This window comes from Pseudomonas sp. AC083 (assembly GCF_979253165.1).
The window spans coordinates 561,857-578,950 of sequence record NZ_CEEDDH010000001.1; the positions used below are offsets into that span (position 1 = coordinate 561,857).

Below are 17,094 nucleotides of genomic sequence, written 5' to 3' on the forward strand. Positions count from 1 at the left end.
GGTCTCCACGGACGGCCAGTCGGAAGTGGCACAAACGGCAAAAAACGAGGCATGATCGTGCAGCGATAATAAAAAAGTGCCTTGTCATGACCCGAACCGCTCGCGTGACCGACCCTTCCTACGAATTGATGGACGACCATAACGGTTTGTCCATCATCTACCGCCAGCACGGCTTCCCCTGCCCGCTGGTGCGCTGGCATTTCCACAAGGAATACGAACTGCACCTGATCGTCGCCAGCTCGGGCAAGGTGTTCATCGGCGATTACATCGGCAACTTCTATCCGGAAACCCTGTTTCTGACCGGTCCCAACCTGCCGCACAACTGGATCAGCCAGATTGCTGAAGATGAAGTGGTGGAGAAGCGCGACATGCTGGTCAACTTCACCGACGAATTGTTCGAGAGCGGCCATCAAGTGTTCGCTGAGCTGAAATCCCTGGCGCCACTGCTTGAGCGCGCGCAGTACGGCATCGAATTTCGCTGCAAGCGCACGATCCGTCAGGCCATGACGCTTATGCAGCGGATCGCCGACAGCACCGGCATCACCCGCCTCGGGCATTTTTTCATCCTGATGGAATTGCTCGCTGCGAGTGAGGATTACCAGTTGTTGTCCGGCGCCACCACCCCGCAACTGGCCGACGAACACAACATCGACCGCACCAACCGCGCGGTCGATTACATCTTCAGCCACTACGCGCGGGACATTTCACTGGAAGAAGTGGCCGAGCATCTGGGCATGACGCCGACCTATTTCAGCCGGGTATTCAAACAGGCCACCGGACGCAACTTCATCGAATTCGTCAATCGCCTGCGCATCAGCAAATCCTGTGAGCTGCTGGCCGATGGCGACAAACCGGTGACCGAGGTGTGCTTCGAGTCGGGCTTCAACAATATTTCCAACTTCAATCGGCGCTTTCAGCAACTCAAGGGCATGACGCCGTCGCACTATCGACGGCTGGCGGTGCAGCGCCTGACTGAACAGAACCATCTCTGAAGACACGCCACCTGTGGGAGCGAGCCTGCTCGCGAAAGCGTGCTGTCAGTCAAGAACCCTGTGACAGGCATATCGTATTCGCGAGCAGGCTCGCTCCCACAAGAGGTTGTGCCCGGCTGGCGAAATCTGTACGCATTCGTTAACCGCACCTCGCGCAAAAGCCCTTCCCTGCGTTCCCCCCACCAAACCCCAGTGCAAAAAAGTATCAACAAAAGTGCTAGGGATGATTTGTCAGCCCCGCCGTGGAAGGCTGTAATCAGCGCAGATTCTTCCTGCATTCGGAAGACACAAAAACAATAACTGTCCTTCTGCCCCGTCGGGTGTCAGAAAAGGAGTGCACGATGCAACCCACTGCAAAAGCTCTGCTCGCTCTCACCTGCATGACCCTCAGCAGCGTCAGCCTTGGCGCCCAGACCCTGACCATCGCCACCGTCAACAACAGCGACATGATTCGCATGCAGAAACTCTCGAAAACCTTCGAGAGCGAGCATCCGGACATCAAGCTCAATTGGGTGGTGCTGGAAGAGAACGTCCTGCGTCAGCGCCTGACCACCGACATCGCCACTCAGGGCGGCCAGTTCGACGTGTTGACCATCGGCATGTACGAAGCCGCACTCTGGGGCGGAAAGGGTTGGCTGGAGCCGATGAAGGACCTGCCGGCCAGTTACGCCCTCGACGATGTCTTCCCGTCGGTGCGCGAAGGCCTGTCGGTGAAGGGTTCGCTGTATGCGCTGCCGTTTTACGCAGAAAGTTCGATCACCTATTACCGCACCGACCTGTTCAAGGCAGCCGGGCTGACCATGCCGGAGCGGCCGACCTGGGAAGAGATCGCCGGGTTTGCGGAAAAACTCACCCAGAAAGACAAAGAGCAATACGGCATCTGCCTGCGCGGCAAGGCCGGTTGGGGCGAGAACATGGCGCTGGTTACCACGGTCGCCAATGCTTACGGCGCGCGCTGGTTCGATGAGCAATGGAAACCGGAATTCAGCGGACCGGAATGGAAAAACGCGCTGAATTTCTACGTCAACACCATGAAGAAATCCGGCCCGCCGGGCGCATCCAGCAACGGTTTCAATGAAAACCTCGCCCTGTTCAACAGCGGCAAATGCGCGATCTGGGTCGACGCCAGCGTCGCCGGTTCGTTCGTCACCGACAAGACCCAGAGCAAGGTCGCCGATAGCGTCGGTTTCACCTTCGCTCCGCATCAGGTCACGGATAAAGGCTCGGCGTGGCTGTATTCGTGGGCGCTGGCGATTCCGACCAGCTCCAAGGCCAAGGACGCAGCAAAAACCTTCAGCGCCTGGGCCACGTCCAAAGAGTACGGCGAACTGGTTGCCAAGACCGATGGCATCGCCAACGTGCCGCCGGGCACCCGCGCTTCGACCTACAGCGATGCGTACATGAGCGCTGCGCCGTTTGCCAAGGTGACGCTGGAATCGCTGAAGGCCGCTGACCCGAGCAAACCGACACTGAAACCGGTGCCGTACATCGGCATTCAACTGGTGACCATTCCTGAATTCCAGGCAGTGGGCACCCAGGTCGGCAAGCTGTTCTCGGCAGCGCTGATCGGCCAGACCACGGTAGATCAGGCGCTGGCGGCGGCGCAGCAGACTACGGAACGCGAGATGAAGCGCGCGGGTTATCCCAAGTAAGCGCTGAGCGACTTGCTCCTGCCTCTTGTGGGAGCGAGCCTGCTCGCGAAGGCGTCGTGTCAGCCAACACACATGACACTGACCCAGCGCTTTCGCGAGCAGGCTCGCTCCCACATGGGGATCTCCATAGGTCTGTATGACTCGGTTGTGAATGCCATGAATACTTCAACTGCCAAAGCCCACATCGACCTGTCGCCACCCCAGCGCAAGCTGCGGGTGCGCAATCCCGGCTGGTTTCTGGTCAGCCCTTCGGTGGCGCTGTTGCTGCTGTGGATGATCGTGCCGCTGGGCATGACCCTGTACTTTTCGATGATCCGCTACAACCTGCTCTACCCCGGCGAAAACGAATTCGTCGGGCTGGAGAACTTCACTTACTTCCTCACCGATTCGGGCTTCATGCCCGGCGCGACCAATACGTTGCTGCTGGTCGGCAGCGTGCTGCTGATCAGTGTGGTCTTCGGTGTGTTGATCAGCGCGTTGCTGGAGGCCAGCGAATTCCTTGGTCGCGGTCTGGTGCGGGTGATGCTGATCTCGCCGTTCTTCATCATGCCCACCGTCGGCGCGTTGATCTGGAAGAACCTGATTTTCCACCCGGTCTCGGGGATCCTCGCCTACATCTGGAAGCTGTTCGGTGCGCAACCGGTGGACTGGCTGGCGCACTATCCGCTGCTGTCGATCATCATCATCGTTTCGTGGCAATGGCTGCCCTTCGCGATCCTGATTCTGATGACCGCCATGCAGTCGCTGGATCAGGAACAGAAAGAGGCTGCACGCCTGGACGGTGCCGGCCCGATCGCGATTTTCTGGCACCTGACCCTGCCGCATCTGGCGCGGCCGATTGCTGTGGTGGTGATGATCGAAACGATCTTCCTGCTCTCGGTGTTCGCCGAAATCTTCACCACCACCAACGGTGGCCCCGGCTACGCCTCGACCAACCTCGCCTACCTGATCTACAACCAGGCGCTGGTGCAGTTCGATGTCGGCATGGCCTCGGCGGGCGGCTTGATTGCCGTGGTCATCGCCAACATCGCCGCGATCATTCTGGTGCGGATGATCGGCAAAAACCTGACTGACAAAGCGTGAGGCCTGCCATGACCCTCCAACAATCCCGCCGCCTGCAAAGCCTGCTGCTCGGCACCCTGGCCTGGGCCATCGCGATCGTGATTTTCTTCCCGATCTTCTGGATGGTGATGACCAGTTTCAAGAGCGAAATCGACGCTTTCGCCACGCCGCCGCAGTTCATCTTCACGCCAACGCTGGAGAACTACCTGCACATCAACGAGCGCAGCGACTATTTCAGCTTCGCCTGGAACTCGGTGGTGATCTCCTTCAGCGCCACCGCCCTGTGCCTGTTGATCGCGGTGCCGGCGGCCTACTCGATGGCGTTCTACGAAACCCAGCGCACCAAAGGCACGCTGCTGTGGATGCTCTCGACCAAGATGCTGCCGCCGGTGGGCGTGCTGATGCCGATCTACCTGCTGGCCAAGAGTTTCGGCCTGCTCGACACGCGCATTGCGCTGATCGTGATCTACACGCTGATCAACCTGCCGATCGTGGTCTGGATGGTTTACACCTACTTCAAGGACATCCCCAAAGACATCCTCGAAGCCGCCCGCCTCGACGGTGCGACGCTGTGGCAGGAAATGGTCCGCGTGCTGCTGCCGATCGCCAAGGGCGGCCTCGCCTCGACCGTGCTGCTGTCGCTGATCCTGTGCTGGAACGAGGCGTTTTGGTCGCTGAACCTGACCTCATCGAATGCTGCACCACTGACCGCGTTGATCGCCTCGTATTCAAGTCCCGAAGGATTGTTCTGGGCCAAGTTGTCGGCCGTATCGACCCTGGCCTGTGCGCCGATTCTGATCTTTGGCTGGATCAGCCAGAAGCAACTGGTGCGCGGGCTGTCGTTTGGTGCCGTGAAATGAACATCCCGAATCCAACCCTATCCCCTGTGGGAGCGAGCCTGCTCGCGAAAGCGGAGTGTCATTCAACCCTGATGTCGACTGACACGGCCCCTTCGCGAGCAGGCTCGCTCCCACAGAAAAGCCGATCTGGTTTAACCCAATAATAAATTGCGGAGGCCCATCTCATGGCCAACCTGAAAATCAAGAATCTGCAAAAAGGCTTCGAAGGCTTTTCCATCATCAAGGGCATCGACCTGGAAGTGAACGACAAGGAATTCGTGGTCTTCGTCGGCCCGTCGGGCTGCGGCAAGTCCACCCTGCTGCGCCTGATCGCCGGGCTGGAAGAGGTCAGCGGCGGCACCATCGAACTCGATGGCCGCGATATCACTGAAGTCAGCCCGGCCAAGCGCGATCTGGCGATGGTGTTCCAGACCTACGCGCTGTACCCGCACATGACCGTGAAAAAGAACATGTCGTTCGCCCTCGATCTGGCCGGCGTGCCGAAAGCCGAGGTCGAGCGCAAGGTTGGCGAAGCGGCACGCATTCTTGAACTTGGGCCGATGCTCGAGCGCAAACCCAAACAGCTGTCCGGCGGTCAGCGTCAGCGCGTCGCGATCGGCCGCGCCATCGTGCGCAACCCGAAGATTTTCCTCTTCGATGAGCCGCTGTCCAACCTCGACGCGGCGTTGCGCGTGCAGATGCGTCTGGAACTGCTGCGCCTGCATAAAGACCTGCAAGCAACGATGATTTATGTGACCCACGATCAGGTCGAAGCGATGACCATGGCCGACAAAGTCGTGGTGCTCAATGGCGGCAGGATCGAGCAGGTCGGCTCGCCGCTGGACCTGTATCACAACCCGGCGAACCTGTTTGTCGCAGGCTTTCTCGGCACGCCGAAAATGGGTTTCCTCAAAGGCAAGATTGCCCGCATCGACGGCGCCAGCTGCGAAGTTTCGCTGGACGCCGGCACGCGCATCACCCTGCCGTTCAACGCCGCCAACCTCAGTGTCGGCAGCGCAGTCACATTGGGTATTCGCCCTGAACACCTGGAGCTGGCACAACCCGGCGACTGCACGTTGCAGGTGACTGCCGATGTCAGCGAACGCCTTGGCAGCGACACCTTCTGCCACGTCACCACCAGCGCCGGTGAAGCCCTGACCATGCGCGTGCGCGGCGATCTGGCCAGCCGTTATGGCGAGCAATTGAGTCTGCGTCTGGACCCGACTCACTGCCACCTGTTCGACGCTGAAGGTGTGGCGCTGACCCGCCCACTGCGCGCTGCCGCCTGATTTCGAGACTATCCGATGAAACTCAACCAACAGAACCTCAATCGCCTCGCCGCCGAAGTGCAACTGCCGGGTTACAACCTGAGCGACACACGCCAGGGCATCGCCCACATCGGCGTCGGCGGTTTCCACCGCGCGCATCAGGCGTATTACACCGATGCCTTGATGAACACTGGCGAAGCGCTGGACTGGGCAATCTGCGGCGTCGGCCTGCGCCCGGAGGATCGCCGTGCCCGCGATGATCTGCGCGAGCAGGATTACCTGTTCACCCTCTTCGAACTGGGCGACAGCGATGACACCGAAGTGCGCGTCATCGGTGCAATCCGCGACATGCTGCTGGCCGAAGATGGCGCGCAAACGCTGATCGACAAACTCGCCGAACCGCAGATCCGTATCGTCTCGCTGACCATCACCGAGGGCGGCTACTGCATCGACGACAGCAACGGCGAATTCATGGCGCACCTGCCGCAGATTCAACACGACCTCGCCCATCCCGAAACGCCGGGCACCGTGTTCGGCTTCCTTTGCGCCGCATTGGCCAAACGCCGTGCGGCGGGCGTTCCGGCATTCACTGTGATGTCCTGCGATAACCTGCCGCACAACGGCGCCGTCGCGCGTAAGGCGCTGCTGGCGTTCGCCTCGCTGCGTGATCCGCAATTGCGCGATTGGATCGACCAGAACGTCAGCTTCCCCAACGCCATGGTCGATCGCATCACGCCGATGACCAGCACCGCGCATCGCCTGCAACTGGCCGACAAACACGGCGTCGACGATGCCTGGCCGGTGGTCTGCGAACCGTTTGTGCAGTGGGTGCTGGAAGACAAATTCGTCAACGGCCGCCCGGCGTGGGAAAAGGTCGGCGTGCAGTTCACCGACGATGTATCGCCGTACGAAGAGATGAAAATCAAACTGCTCAACGGCAGTCACCTGGCGCTGACGTATCTGGGCTTTCTCAAGGGCTATCGCTTCGTCCACGAGACCATGAACGATCCGCTGTTCGTGCGTTACATGCGCGCCTACATGGACCTGGATGTCACGCCGCAGCTGGCGCCGGTGCCGGGCATTGATCTGAGCGAATACAAGGACACGCTAGTCGCGCGGTTTTCCAATCAGGCGATTGCCGATCAGCTGGAGCGCGTGTGTTCGGATGGCTCGTCGAAGTTTCCCAAGTTCACCGTGCCGACGATCAATCGGCTGATTGCCGATGGCCGCGAGACCAAACGCGCGGCACTGGTAGTCGCGGCGTGGGCGCTGTATTTGAAGGGCATGGATGAGAATGGCGATACGTATTCGATTCCGGACCCGCGGGCGGCGTTCTGTCAGGGATTGGTGGCGGACGATGGGTTGATCACCGAACGCCTGTTGGGCGTGGAGGAGATTTTCGGCACGGCGATACCGAAGTCGGCGGAGTTTGTTGCAGCGTTCGAGTGGTGCTGCCAGAGTTTGCGCGAGGTTGGGGTTTCGCGGACTCTGGAGAAAGTTCTCGCGACCTGATCGTTCCCACGCTCTGCGTGGGAATGCAGCCCGGGACGCTCCGCGTCCCATCAAAAGCGGACGCAGAGCGTCTATTGAGGCGTTCCCACGCAGAGCATGGGAACGAGCAGCCGTGGAGTCTTCATGACAACAACAAAGCTCTTCCTGGGTATCGACTGCGGCACCCAAGGCACCAAAGCGATCATCCTCGATGCCGACAGCGGTCAGGTGCTCGGTCTGGGCGCAGCGCCGCACACGATGATCAGCGGCGCCAACGGCCGCCGCGAACAAGACGTTCAGCAATGGCTCGACGCGTTCGTCAGCGCCACCCGCCAAGCCTTGCAAGAGGCCAACGTCGACGGCCAGGCGATCCTCGGTGTCGGCGTCTCCGGCCAGCAACACGGCCTGGTCCTGCTCGATGAGCAAGGCGCAGTGCTGCGCCCGGCCAAGCTCTGGTGCGACACCGAAACCACGCCGGAAAACGAGCGCTTGCTCGCACAACTGGGCGGCGAGAAAGGTTCGCTGGAACGCCTCGGCGTGGTCATTGCGCCGGGCTACACGGTGTCGAAACTGCTCTGGACCAAAGAGCAGCATCCCGACGTGTTCTCGCGTATCGCGCGGATTCTGTTGCCCCACGACTACCTCAACTACTGGCTCACCGGCCGCGCCTGCAGCGAATACGGCGACGCCTCCGGCACCGGCTATTTCAACGTGCGCACGCGGCAGTGGGATGTGCAGATCCTGCGCGACATCGACGCCAGCGGCCGTTTGCAAACCGCACTGCCGGAGCTGATCGACGCGCACGCCGCCGTCGGCACTCTCCTGCCGGCAATCGCCGAGCAACTCTGCATCAACCCCAACGCGGTGGTTTCCAGCGGCGGTGGCGACAACATGATGGGCGCCATTGGTACCGGCAATATCCAGCCCGGCGCGATCACCATGAGCCTCGGTTCGTCCGGCACGGTCTACGCCTATTCGGAGGAGCCAAACGTCAGCGCCGATGCCTCGGTCGCCACGTTCTGTTCCTCCAGCGGCGGCTGGCTGCCGTTGATCTGCACCATGAACTTGACCAATGCCACTGGCGCCATTCGCGAACTGTTCAAGCTCGACCTGCCGACCTTCAACGAATTGGTCGCGCAATCGCCGATCGGTGCCGAAGGCGTGAGCATGTTGCCGTTTCTCAACGGTGAGCGCGTCCCTGCCCTGCCCCACGCCACCGGCAGCCTGCATGGCCTGACCATGGACAACCTGACCCAGGCCAATCTGTGCCGCGCGGCCGTCGAAGGCACCACCTTCGGTTTGCGCTACGGGCTGGATTTACTTCGCCAGAATGGTTTACAAAGCCTGCGCATCTGCCTGATCGGTGGCGGCTCGAAGAGCGCGGTGTGGCGGCAGATCGTCGCCGACATCATGAACGCCCCGGTGATCTGCACCGAACAAAGCGAAGCCGCCGCACTGGGTGCTGCGATTCAAGCGGCGTGGTGCGCGTCGCGCTCTAACGGCGATGATGTGTCCCTGGCCGAGCTGTGCGAGCGCTGCGTGAAACTCGACGCGGGCAGCGAAACCCTGCCGATTGCCGCAAATGTCGCGGCGTTTCAGCAGGCCTACGAACGCTATCAACAGCATGTCGCAACCCTATAACGAGCAAACAACTATGTACCTGGTGTGTGGCGAAGCCCTGTTTGATTTCTTTAGCGAAAACGATGCCAGCGGTCTGGCCTCGAAAGTCAATTTCAAGGCGATTGCCGGCGGCTCGCCGTTCAACGTCGCCGTCGGTCTGCGCCGCTTGGGCGTGGACTCGGCGCTCTTCGGTGGGCTGTCCACCGACTACCTCGGCCGGCGTTTGCAGCAAGTTCTGCAGGAGGAAGGCGTGCGTCCGGACTATCTGGTGGATTTCGCCGCGCCGACCACCCTGGCGATGGTCGCCGTGGGGGCCAACGGTTCGCCGCATTACAGCTTCCGTGGCGAAGGCTGCGCCGACCGGCAACTGAGCGAGGCACATCTGCCGACACTCGGCGACGAGGTGCACGGCCTGCACATTGGCTCGTTTTCGCTGGTGGTACAGCCGATTGGCGACACCTTGCTTAAGCTGGTTCAGCGCGAAAGCGGCAAACGCCTGATCAGCCTCGATCCCAACGTGCGCCTCAACCCCGAGCCGAACATCAATCTATGGCGCGAGCGCATCGCCATGCTGGTGCGCCTGGCCGATCTGATCAAAGTCAGCGACGAGGATCTGAGCCTGCTATATCCCGAGCAGGATCCGCAAAACGTGATTGAGGGCTGGCTCGAACATCGCTGCCAGATCGTCTTCCTTACTCGCGGTGGCGATGGCGCAACGGTGTTCAGTCGCGCCCATGGCTCGTGGTCGGTGCCGGCCAACCCGGTAAAAATTGCCGATACCGTTGGCGCTGGCGACACCTTCCAGGCCGCGCTGATCACCTGGCTGACGGAGCACTCGCTGGACTCGGTCGCTGGCGTGCAGCAACTGAGTCGCGAGCAGATTGACGGCATGCTCAGGTTCGCCGTACAAGCCGCCGCACTGACCTGCAGCAAAACCGGTCCGGATCTGCCCTATCGTCATCAATTGAGCTGAGCGCGTAGACTGTCGGCCTTTTTGCGCACGACGGAAAACAGCTCTTGAATCACAGGCACATCCTCGCCCTCCTGACCCTGGCCACTCTGTTGAGCGGTTGCGGCACCTCGCCGCCCCGCTCGCCGGAAGACATCTGCGCAATCTTCCGCGAGAAAAGCGACTGGTACGACGCTGCGCAAGTCACCCAGAAACGCTGGGGCGTGCCGATCCAGGTGCCGTTCGCGATCATGTATCAGGAATCCGGCTACCGCTACGACGCCAAGACGCCGCGCAAATACCTGCTCTGGGTAATTCCTTGGGGCCGCGTCTCCACCGCTTCCGGCTATGCGCAAGCCAAGGATGAAGTCTGGGCCGACTACCAGAAAAGCACCGGCCGCAACTGGGCCGATCGCGAAGACTTCGACGACGCCATCGACTTCGTCGGCTGGTACATGGACAAAACCACCTCGATCAACGGCGTGTACAAATACGACGCCTATAACCAGTACCTGAACTACCACGAAGGCTGGGGCGGCTTCCGCAACAAGACCTACGCGAGCAAGGCCTGGCTACCGCCGACCGCACGCAAGGTGCAGAACCGTTCGGATCTGTACGCACAGCAATATGCCGGGTGCAAGGAAGACCTCAATCGCGGGTTCTGGAGCCGGTTCTGGCATTGGTTGTAGAAGCCCATCGCGAGCAGGCTCGCTCCCACAGGACCTTAGTGAACGCCGATTTTGTCTACACCCGAGAAACCTGTGGGAGCGGGCTTGCCCGCGATGGCAATCTCTCAAACACCATCAAAGTCTATGAAAGGCCCGATTTCACTGACCCAAATCGCCCTCCTAAGGGTTTTCCCTATGGCATCAAGGCCCCACACCTACGCCATTTGCGCCTTGAATGAGGCCGTCTAATCCTGCAACATCCATCACCTGCTTATTCAACGGACGGAATTCAAGGCATGCTGGACGCCAATGCAACCCACATCACCCTCACGATCGAAGACGCCAACGCCGACCTGCAAGTCCTCAGCTTCACCGGTCGCGAAGCCCTCAACGAACCGTTCCGTTTCGACCTCGAACTGGTCAGCGCCCGCCCCGACCTGAAGCTCGAAGAGCTGCTGCACAAGCGTGCCTGTCTGACCTTCGGCGCCACCGGAGAAGGCAAAATTCACGGCCAGGTCTATCGCATCGAGCAGGGCGACTCCGGCAAGACCCTGACCCGCTACAGCATCAGCCTGATGCCGCAACTGGCCTACCTGCAGCACAACCATGATCAGCAGATCTTCCAGCAACTGACGGTGCCGAAAATCATCGCCCAAGTGCTGGAAGATCGCGGCATTCTCTCTGACGCCTACAGCTTCCAGCTCGGCGCCGAGTACCCGGAACGCGAGTATTGCGTGCAATACGACGAGTCCGACCTGCATTTCATCCAGCGTCTGTGCGAAGAGGAAGGCATTCACTTCCACTTCCAGCACAGCAGCAGCGGCCACAAACTGGTGTTCGGCGACGACCAGACGGTGTTCCGCAAACTGAAGCCGGTCAGCTACCAGCAGGACTCCGGCATGGCTGCGGAGAAACCGGTGATCAAGCGCTTCAACCTGCGCCTGGAAACCCGTACCACCCGCGTCAGCCGTCGCGACTACGATTTCGAAAAACCCAAGCTACTGCCCGAAGGCGCGGTCAAATCCGAATTCGCCCCGGATCTGGAAGACTACGATTACCCCGGCCGCTTCACCACCCGCGAGCGCGGCAAGTTCCTCTCAACCCGCGCCCTCGAACGCCATCGCAGCGACTACAAACTCGCCGAAGGCAAAAGTGATGAACCGACCCTCACCAGCGGCCATTTCCTCACGCTCGCCGAACACCCGCGCGCCGAGTGGAACGATCTGTGGCTGCTGCTGGAAGTCTTCCACGAAGGCAAACAACCGCAAGTGCTCGGCGAAAACGTCACCAGCGACGTCACCGACAACAAGAGCGATTTCCACCAGGGCTACCGCAACAGCTTCCTCGCCACGCCGTGGGACGCACACTACCGCCCTGCCCTCGAACACCCGAAACCGAAAGTCCTCGGCAGCCAGACCGCCGTCGTCACCGGCCCGCCCGGTGAAGAAATCCACTGCGATCAGTACGGCCGCATCAAGGTGCAATTCCACTGGGACCGCGACGGCCAGTCCGACGACAAAACCACCTGCTGGATGCGCGTCGCCAGCGGCTGGGCCGGAGCAGCCTACGGCGGCATTGCCATCCCGCGCATCGGCATGGAAGTCCTCGTCACCTTCCTCGAAGGCGACCCCGACCAGCCCCTCGTCACCGGCTGCCTGTACCACAAGGAAAACGTCGTCCCCTACGACCTGCCGGCCAACAAGACCCGCAGCACCTTCAAAACCCTCAGCTCGCCGGGCGGCAAGGGCTACAACGAATTCCGCATCGAAGACAAGAAAGGCGCTGAACAGATCTACATCCACGCCCAGCGCGACTGGGACGAAAACATCGAACGCGACCAGAAAATCCGCGTCGGCAACGAACGCCATGACACTGTTGAAGCCAACGTGTTGAGCGAGTTCAAGGTCGAAGAGCACCGCATCACCCATCTGGACCGCATCAGCGAAATGCGCGCGGATGATCACCTGACAGTGGGTGTGACGCAGCATGTGAAGGTGGGGACTGGGCAGTTTGTTGAGGCTGGCAACGAAATCCATTACTACGCCGGCCAGCGAGTCGTGGTCGAAGGCGCCATGGAGCTGACCGCGAAGGCTGGCGGCAGCTTCGTCAAGGTCGATGCGGGTGGCGTGACCATCAGCGGCGCTGAGGTGAAGGTCAATACTGGCGGCTCGCCCGGGGTGGGCACGCCGGCGGCGCCGTTGTTGCCGGGGCCGATGAAGGTTGTGGATGCGGATAAGGCGGGGAAAGTCCCTGTCCCGCTGCCCAAACGTCTGAATGAATCTGGAATAACGCCGTTGTGCGGCAAGCAAAGCAACGGCGCCTGCAGCCGTAAGGATTGCACATGCATGTGAAAGCGCTCAGCGCACTCCTCGAAGCTCCACGCCATGGGTTCGTTGATTTACCGAGAGAAAGCTCTGAATCAACAGTGTGTTTCGTTATTGACCCGGTTCGACAGCCTGACGCGATGAGCCGCCTTTATCGTGTTGGCGAACCGGTGGTAGATGCACAGAGCCTGTTCCTCAAAACCGCCTTCGCTGAGATCGCCGCTGACGGTCCGCTCTGGATCACCGCGCCGTGGGGCAGTCGCCTTGCGGCTGAGGCAGCAAAGCTGTGCGAGGAAAATTTCTCTGGCATTGCCATTACCACAGCTGATTCTGACAAAGCGCTCGCCCATGCGCGCTGGCTCTTGCGCGCTAATGATGGCTCTGGCGGACAAAGCCTGCTGAGCTACCACAAGCCAAGCCTGTGGGCCGCGCTGGCCTATACCGCTGGCGACAACTCTCATCAGCTGTTCGGCCCTTGGCAGCACGTATACAGCCCAGCGCCGGTTCATTTTGGGCGCAATAAAGGTCCATGGCTCAGTTGGCGCGCCGTCTCGGAAGTCGAATGGCTGGGCGATACTTCAGTGTTCAGCCTGCCGCCATCCGCGGCGAACGTTCAAGAGCATTTGGGTTGGATTTATTGGGCAGATGAACATCACGCAGATTACGGCGAGCCGAGCGATGAGCATCTGCCCAACCTTGTGGCAAACCTCAATGTGCTGGTTGCCCACAATATTTACGAAGGCCGTCACTTGCTGAAGCTGGGGTCAATCACAAATGGCCCACTGCTTGAAACACAGCCACAGGCAATGGCCATCCTGCAATCCAGGGAAGAGTCGTTCATCAAAGTACAGCAGCTGCAGCAACTCACCACCAGCGTTGCTTGATGAACCCGTCCGTTAAGAATGAATGGAAGCGAAATGGATACTGAAATCTCAGAAGCAACAAAGGTAGATCGCGACAGCTCTGCGGCAACTGCCTCAGCCCCGTCGACACCGGTTGAAACGAAACCTGCCTTGGAGCTTGATCCTCAGCCTGTAATGCCTGCCAGTTGCCCCAACGCGTTCGACAAAGTGGAAACGGCTTGCTCGACAAGTTATGGCGAGGTGATCTACGCAACCAAGGAAAGAATGTTCTATCTGCTGCCTGAACGCGCTGCAAGCTCGATCAAAGAAGCGATGAATGAACTTGAGCAACATATCAGCGCAAGCAAGTCTCCTGAGGAACGTTTAAAGGGGATGAACACCGCGGGGTTGCTCGAGTACTTCCTCGAACCCAAGTTGTCAAACTTCCTGCAAGGTGAACAGAAAAGCCGAATGCTGGAAATCGAAGCTCAGGAGCCGGATATTGCGCAGCCAACCATGGCCATGCGCTTGAAATCCGTGAGCCGTGACGCCCGAAATTCAGCGGCGCTGGAGAAGTTGCCGGATCAGAGTGAGTACGCACGGAACCGGGCACTGGCCGGTCAGCAACAGGCTAGCCTGCTTGAGGCCAACTCCGAGGGGCAAAAGCTGCAACGACTCTACAACGAGTGGAAGAAGCTGAAGGCTTTAGCAATAGAGCAAGCCAAGATAGCTGGCTATATCTATGAAAGTGGCAACCTGTTTTCGCCCGGTGCTCTTGAGGCTAGAACTCGTGTTCAGACCTATCTGAAAGCCCGTGCGGCACTCACAGCCAGCGGCAAGCTGACTACTCTCAAAGAAGAAGATTTCAAGAAGAACAAGAAGGCGTATCTGGACGCCACAAACTGTGTGATCGATGGCAAGGCCCGGATGTGCGGTTATTTGAACGATGTGGCCAACGAACGCAAAAAAATCGAAAAAGACTTTGCTGCCTATATCGATTCGATTTTGAAAGTCGCCGACTATGGCTTGGCACTTCCTGAGTTTGCCCTCATTCCTGACACAGGCGAAATCAGCGCAGGTATCGAGAAATTCAAATCATATCTCGAGATGGAACAGCGGCAGGTCAAACTGGCTGAACAAATCCGCACCAAATACAAAGCCTGGATTGACGCCAGCGGCCAAAACGTAGCGGCACCAGCGGGCATCGTGCAGGCTGAAAAAACCGAGTGGCAGCGCATTCAACAAGAGCGCATGAAGCTTCGCGATGATGCAGAAGCCGCTGTAGCCGCAGCCCTACCACTGCGCCATCTGTTGTGGGAGCCAGAGCAATTTCAGCCGAAACCGGAAGAGCGCCTGGTCAAGGCTGGCTTTCCGTTGCGCGAAGTGGCGCTTTTCAATAGCCCCAACAGTCCGGTCAAGCATTTGAGTCTGCTTAATCTGGAAGGCATTGAAAAAGCCTTGAAAAAAGACGTAAGCGCGCTCGGTGCTACTGCAAGCAAAGACCTGCAGAAACTTCCCGGCAACAGCAACGGGAAAGCGCAAACTGACACAGACGATAACCCTTTCCATGAATGGCTACGCCTCGAAGGCGCGATGGCCATCAAGGATCAGGAAAGCAACTGGTTCGATGAAAAAGGCTGGTTCGATGTAGAACTCTTCCATTTCTATCTCAAGTCGAAAAAACTGACAGTGGATACTATTGAGGACGCAGGCGCCCGCAAAGACTGGGGGCTGCGCCTTCGGCAGCTGCTGTTCAAAGAAGAAGTTCGAAGTTCGTTGCGCCTGTTCGATAACAGTCCTCAAGCACAATTGGTTCGTTGCCTCACGCCACCACAGTCCTCCATCCACACTGGAACCAAGGTCACTGGTCCGAGCTTCAGCGTCACCGATAACTTCAAGGCCTCTGCCAAAGCCGAAGCCAGCCTTGGGATTGACTTGGCACGCGGTGAAGTTGAGTTGATGAAGATGGATCTGCCGGGTAAAGATCAAGCAAAAGACATCCTGATCCCGTACCTGGATTACGAGAAAAACCGCAAAAACCTGAATCTCGGCAGGTTTTCGATCCATTTGGGCGCTAGAGCGTGGGGCTACACAGGCGCTACCCTCCTCCTCTCCTCCAGCGTGCAGTTGGGACGTGCAAACGTACAAGGCGGCCTCAATCTTCCGGAAATCACCGATGCAAAACGTCCGGAGACCACCAATGCCGTAGCAACTACAACTAGAAGCGAACCTGTTCTGGCGGGCGACGCCGCGAAAGTACGGGTTGAAGATGGGGCTAAAGCCCAATTCAATCTCTTTGCAGGAGTTCAGGCTGGGATTCTACTGACAGGCGCCTTGAACTGGGCTCCGCCGAAAGATATCGCTGTGTTGCGCACCGCCCCTTCGCCCGGCATGGCGAACACCGTCAACAACGCGAAAGCTAGCCAATGGGCGAGCCTGGCCAGACTCACAGCAGGCTTTACTGCCGCGTATGGGCTGGGTACTACGGCAGATATTGGGATCTCCTTGCATGAAGGCCGCTTCATCATGCGGTTCAAGGCTTCCGTCATCGTCGGCGCTGGCGTCGGCGGCGAATTTCAATTTGAAGTAGGCTATGACGGTGTTACTGACTTGATTAACTTGCTGCGACGGGAAATGCATAAAAATCAGGATAAATCGCTAATTTTTGTGACGGACGAAGCCGCCGACTACATCGACAAACTAAACTTTCTTGGCGCTGCCGGGATGGAAGTGGCGATGACTTACATGCAAGGCGTTGATATGGTGATGTCGTTATATGAGGCGTTAACCGGGGGCGGCAGAGGAGCAATTATCGCTCATACGATTATGAATTATCATAATCAAGCTGAGTTAGACCAATGGATCTTGGCAGCGACTCCAGGTGCGCTTGGCCCAATGTTGATGACATTGATTTCCGCGCCGGAGAAATTCAAGATTTCGGAATATGGAGCGCCTAGTGCAAGCTCTAAAGCCACAGAAAAGTCTTATACAAAAGACCAGTGTCAACTGCTTCAGCAGCAGGCTGTTGAGCGCATACTAGGATTGATTGTCCGCCAAGCGGAAAAGCAAGGAACAATAACCCTTGCCCAAGCACAATTTGAAGAAGCATGCATGAGCATGAATCGGTTCGGAACCAAAGCCGCAGACGAAGCAGAACAGCTATATTGCGAGAATCGACTGCATATGGACAATTTCATGTCAGAAGCAATTCTGCGACTGCACGACGATGCGAACGACGAAATGCGTGCCCGGTATAAAGCGCACGTGAACCTTTTAGGCGCGAACCTAGATGGCTTTTGTCACAGAACCCGATACTACGGACAAACTTTTGTTCCTGGCGGAAAAGCAAAATATGTCCCTCCAACTAAATACATCAAGGGATAAAAA

Annotated in this window: 12 protein-coding genes; all 12 read left to right on the forward strand. The window is 58.7% G+C overall.

Annotated features, from left to right (window positions below; all coding sequences use genetic code 11):
• Positions 1-86: 86 nt before the first annotated feature.
• The 12 genes from AC0IXA_RS02345 (at position 87) to AC0IXA_RS02400 (ending at position 17,091) form a co-directional block, all read left to right on the forward strand.
• Positions 87-992, forward strand: coding sequence for an AraC family transcriptional regulator (locus AC0IXA_RS02345; protein WP_217878282.1), 906 nt, complete (start codon positions 87-89; stop codon positions 990-992).
• 341 nt (positions 993-1,333) lie between these two features.
• Positions 1,334-2,644 carry an ABC transporter substrate-binding protein gene (locus AC0IXA_RS02350; protein WP_073476160.1) on the forward strand — a complete coding sequence of 437 codons (1,311 nt, stop codon included), beginning with the start codon at positions 1,334-1,336 and terminating at the stop codon, positions 2,642-2,644.
• A gap of 156 nt (positions 2,645-2,800) precedes the next feature.
• On the forward strand, positions 2,801-3,727 hold the full coding sequence (locus AC0IXA_RS02355) for a carbohydrate ABC transporter permease (protein ID WP_041480415.1): 927 nt from the start codon (positions 2,801-2,803) through the stop codon (positions 3,725-3,727).
• An 8-nt stretch (positions 3,728-3,735) separates the two neighbouring features.
• Positions 3,736-4,566, forward strand: coding sequence for a carbohydrate ABC transporter permease (locus AC0IXA_RS02360; protein WP_016774872.1), 831 nt, complete (start codon positions 3,736-3,738; stop codon positions 4,564-4,566).
• A gap of 164 nt (positions 4,567-4,730) precedes the next feature.
• Positions 4,731-5,834, forward strand: a complete 1,104-nt coding sequence (locus tag AC0IXA_RS02365; protein ID WP_073476158.1) for an ABC transporter ATP-binding protein — start codon at positions 4,731-4,733, stop codon at positions 5,832-5,834.
• A 15-nt stretch (positions 5,835-5,849) separates the two neighbouring features.
• Entirely contained in the window at positions 5,850-7,325 is a 1,476-nt protein-coding gene (locus AC0IXA_RS02370; RefSeq protein ID WP_471811483.1) for a mannitol dehydrogenase family protein, read from the forward strand.
• 123 nt (positions 7,326-7,448) lie between these two features.
• Positions 7,449-8,945, forward strand: coding sequence for a xylulokinase (gene xylB / locus AC0IXA_RS02375; protein WP_471811485.1), 1,497 nt, complete (start codon positions 7,449-7,451; stop codon positions 8,943-8,945).
• Positions 8,946-8,958: 13 nt separating this feature from the next.
• Positions 8,959-9,897, forward strand: coding sequence for a carbohydrate kinase family protein (locus tag AC0IXA_RS02380; protein ID WP_471811487.1), 939 nt, complete (start codon positions 8,959-8,961; stop codon positions 9,895-9,897).
• A 44-nt stretch (positions 9,898-9,941) separates the two neighbouring features.
• Entirely contained in the window at positions 9,942-10,562 is a 621-nt protein-coding gene (locus tag AC0IXA_RS02385; RefSeq protein WP_016774877.1) for a transglycosylase SLT domain-containing protein, read from the forward strand.
• A 275-nt stretch (positions 10,563-10,837) separates the two neighbouring features.
• Positions 10,838-12,892, forward strand: coding sequence for a type VI secretion system Vgr family protein (locus tag AC0IXA_RS02390; RefSeq protein WP_471811489.1), 2,055 nt, complete (start codon positions 10,838-10,840; stop codon positions 12,890-12,892).
• Positions 12,883-13,749 (forward strand): DUF4123 domain-containing protein, encoded by an 867-nt coding sequence (locus AC0IXA_RS02395; RefSeq protein ID WP_471811491.1) that lies wholly within the window; start codon positions 12,883-12,885, stop codon positions 13,747-13,749. Before AC0IXA_RS02390 ends, AC0IXA_RS02395 begins: the two co-directional genes overlap by 10 nt.
• Positions 13,750-13,782: 33 nt before the next feature.
• Positions 13,783-17,091 carry a hypothetical protein gene (locus tag AC0IXA_RS02400; RefSeq protein WP_471811493.1) on the forward strand — a complete coding sequence of 1,103 codons (3,309 nt, stop codon included), beginning with the start codon at positions 13,783-13,785 and terminating at the stop codon, positions 17,089-17,091.
• The last annotated feature ends 3 nt before the right edge of the window (positions 17,092-17,094 follow it).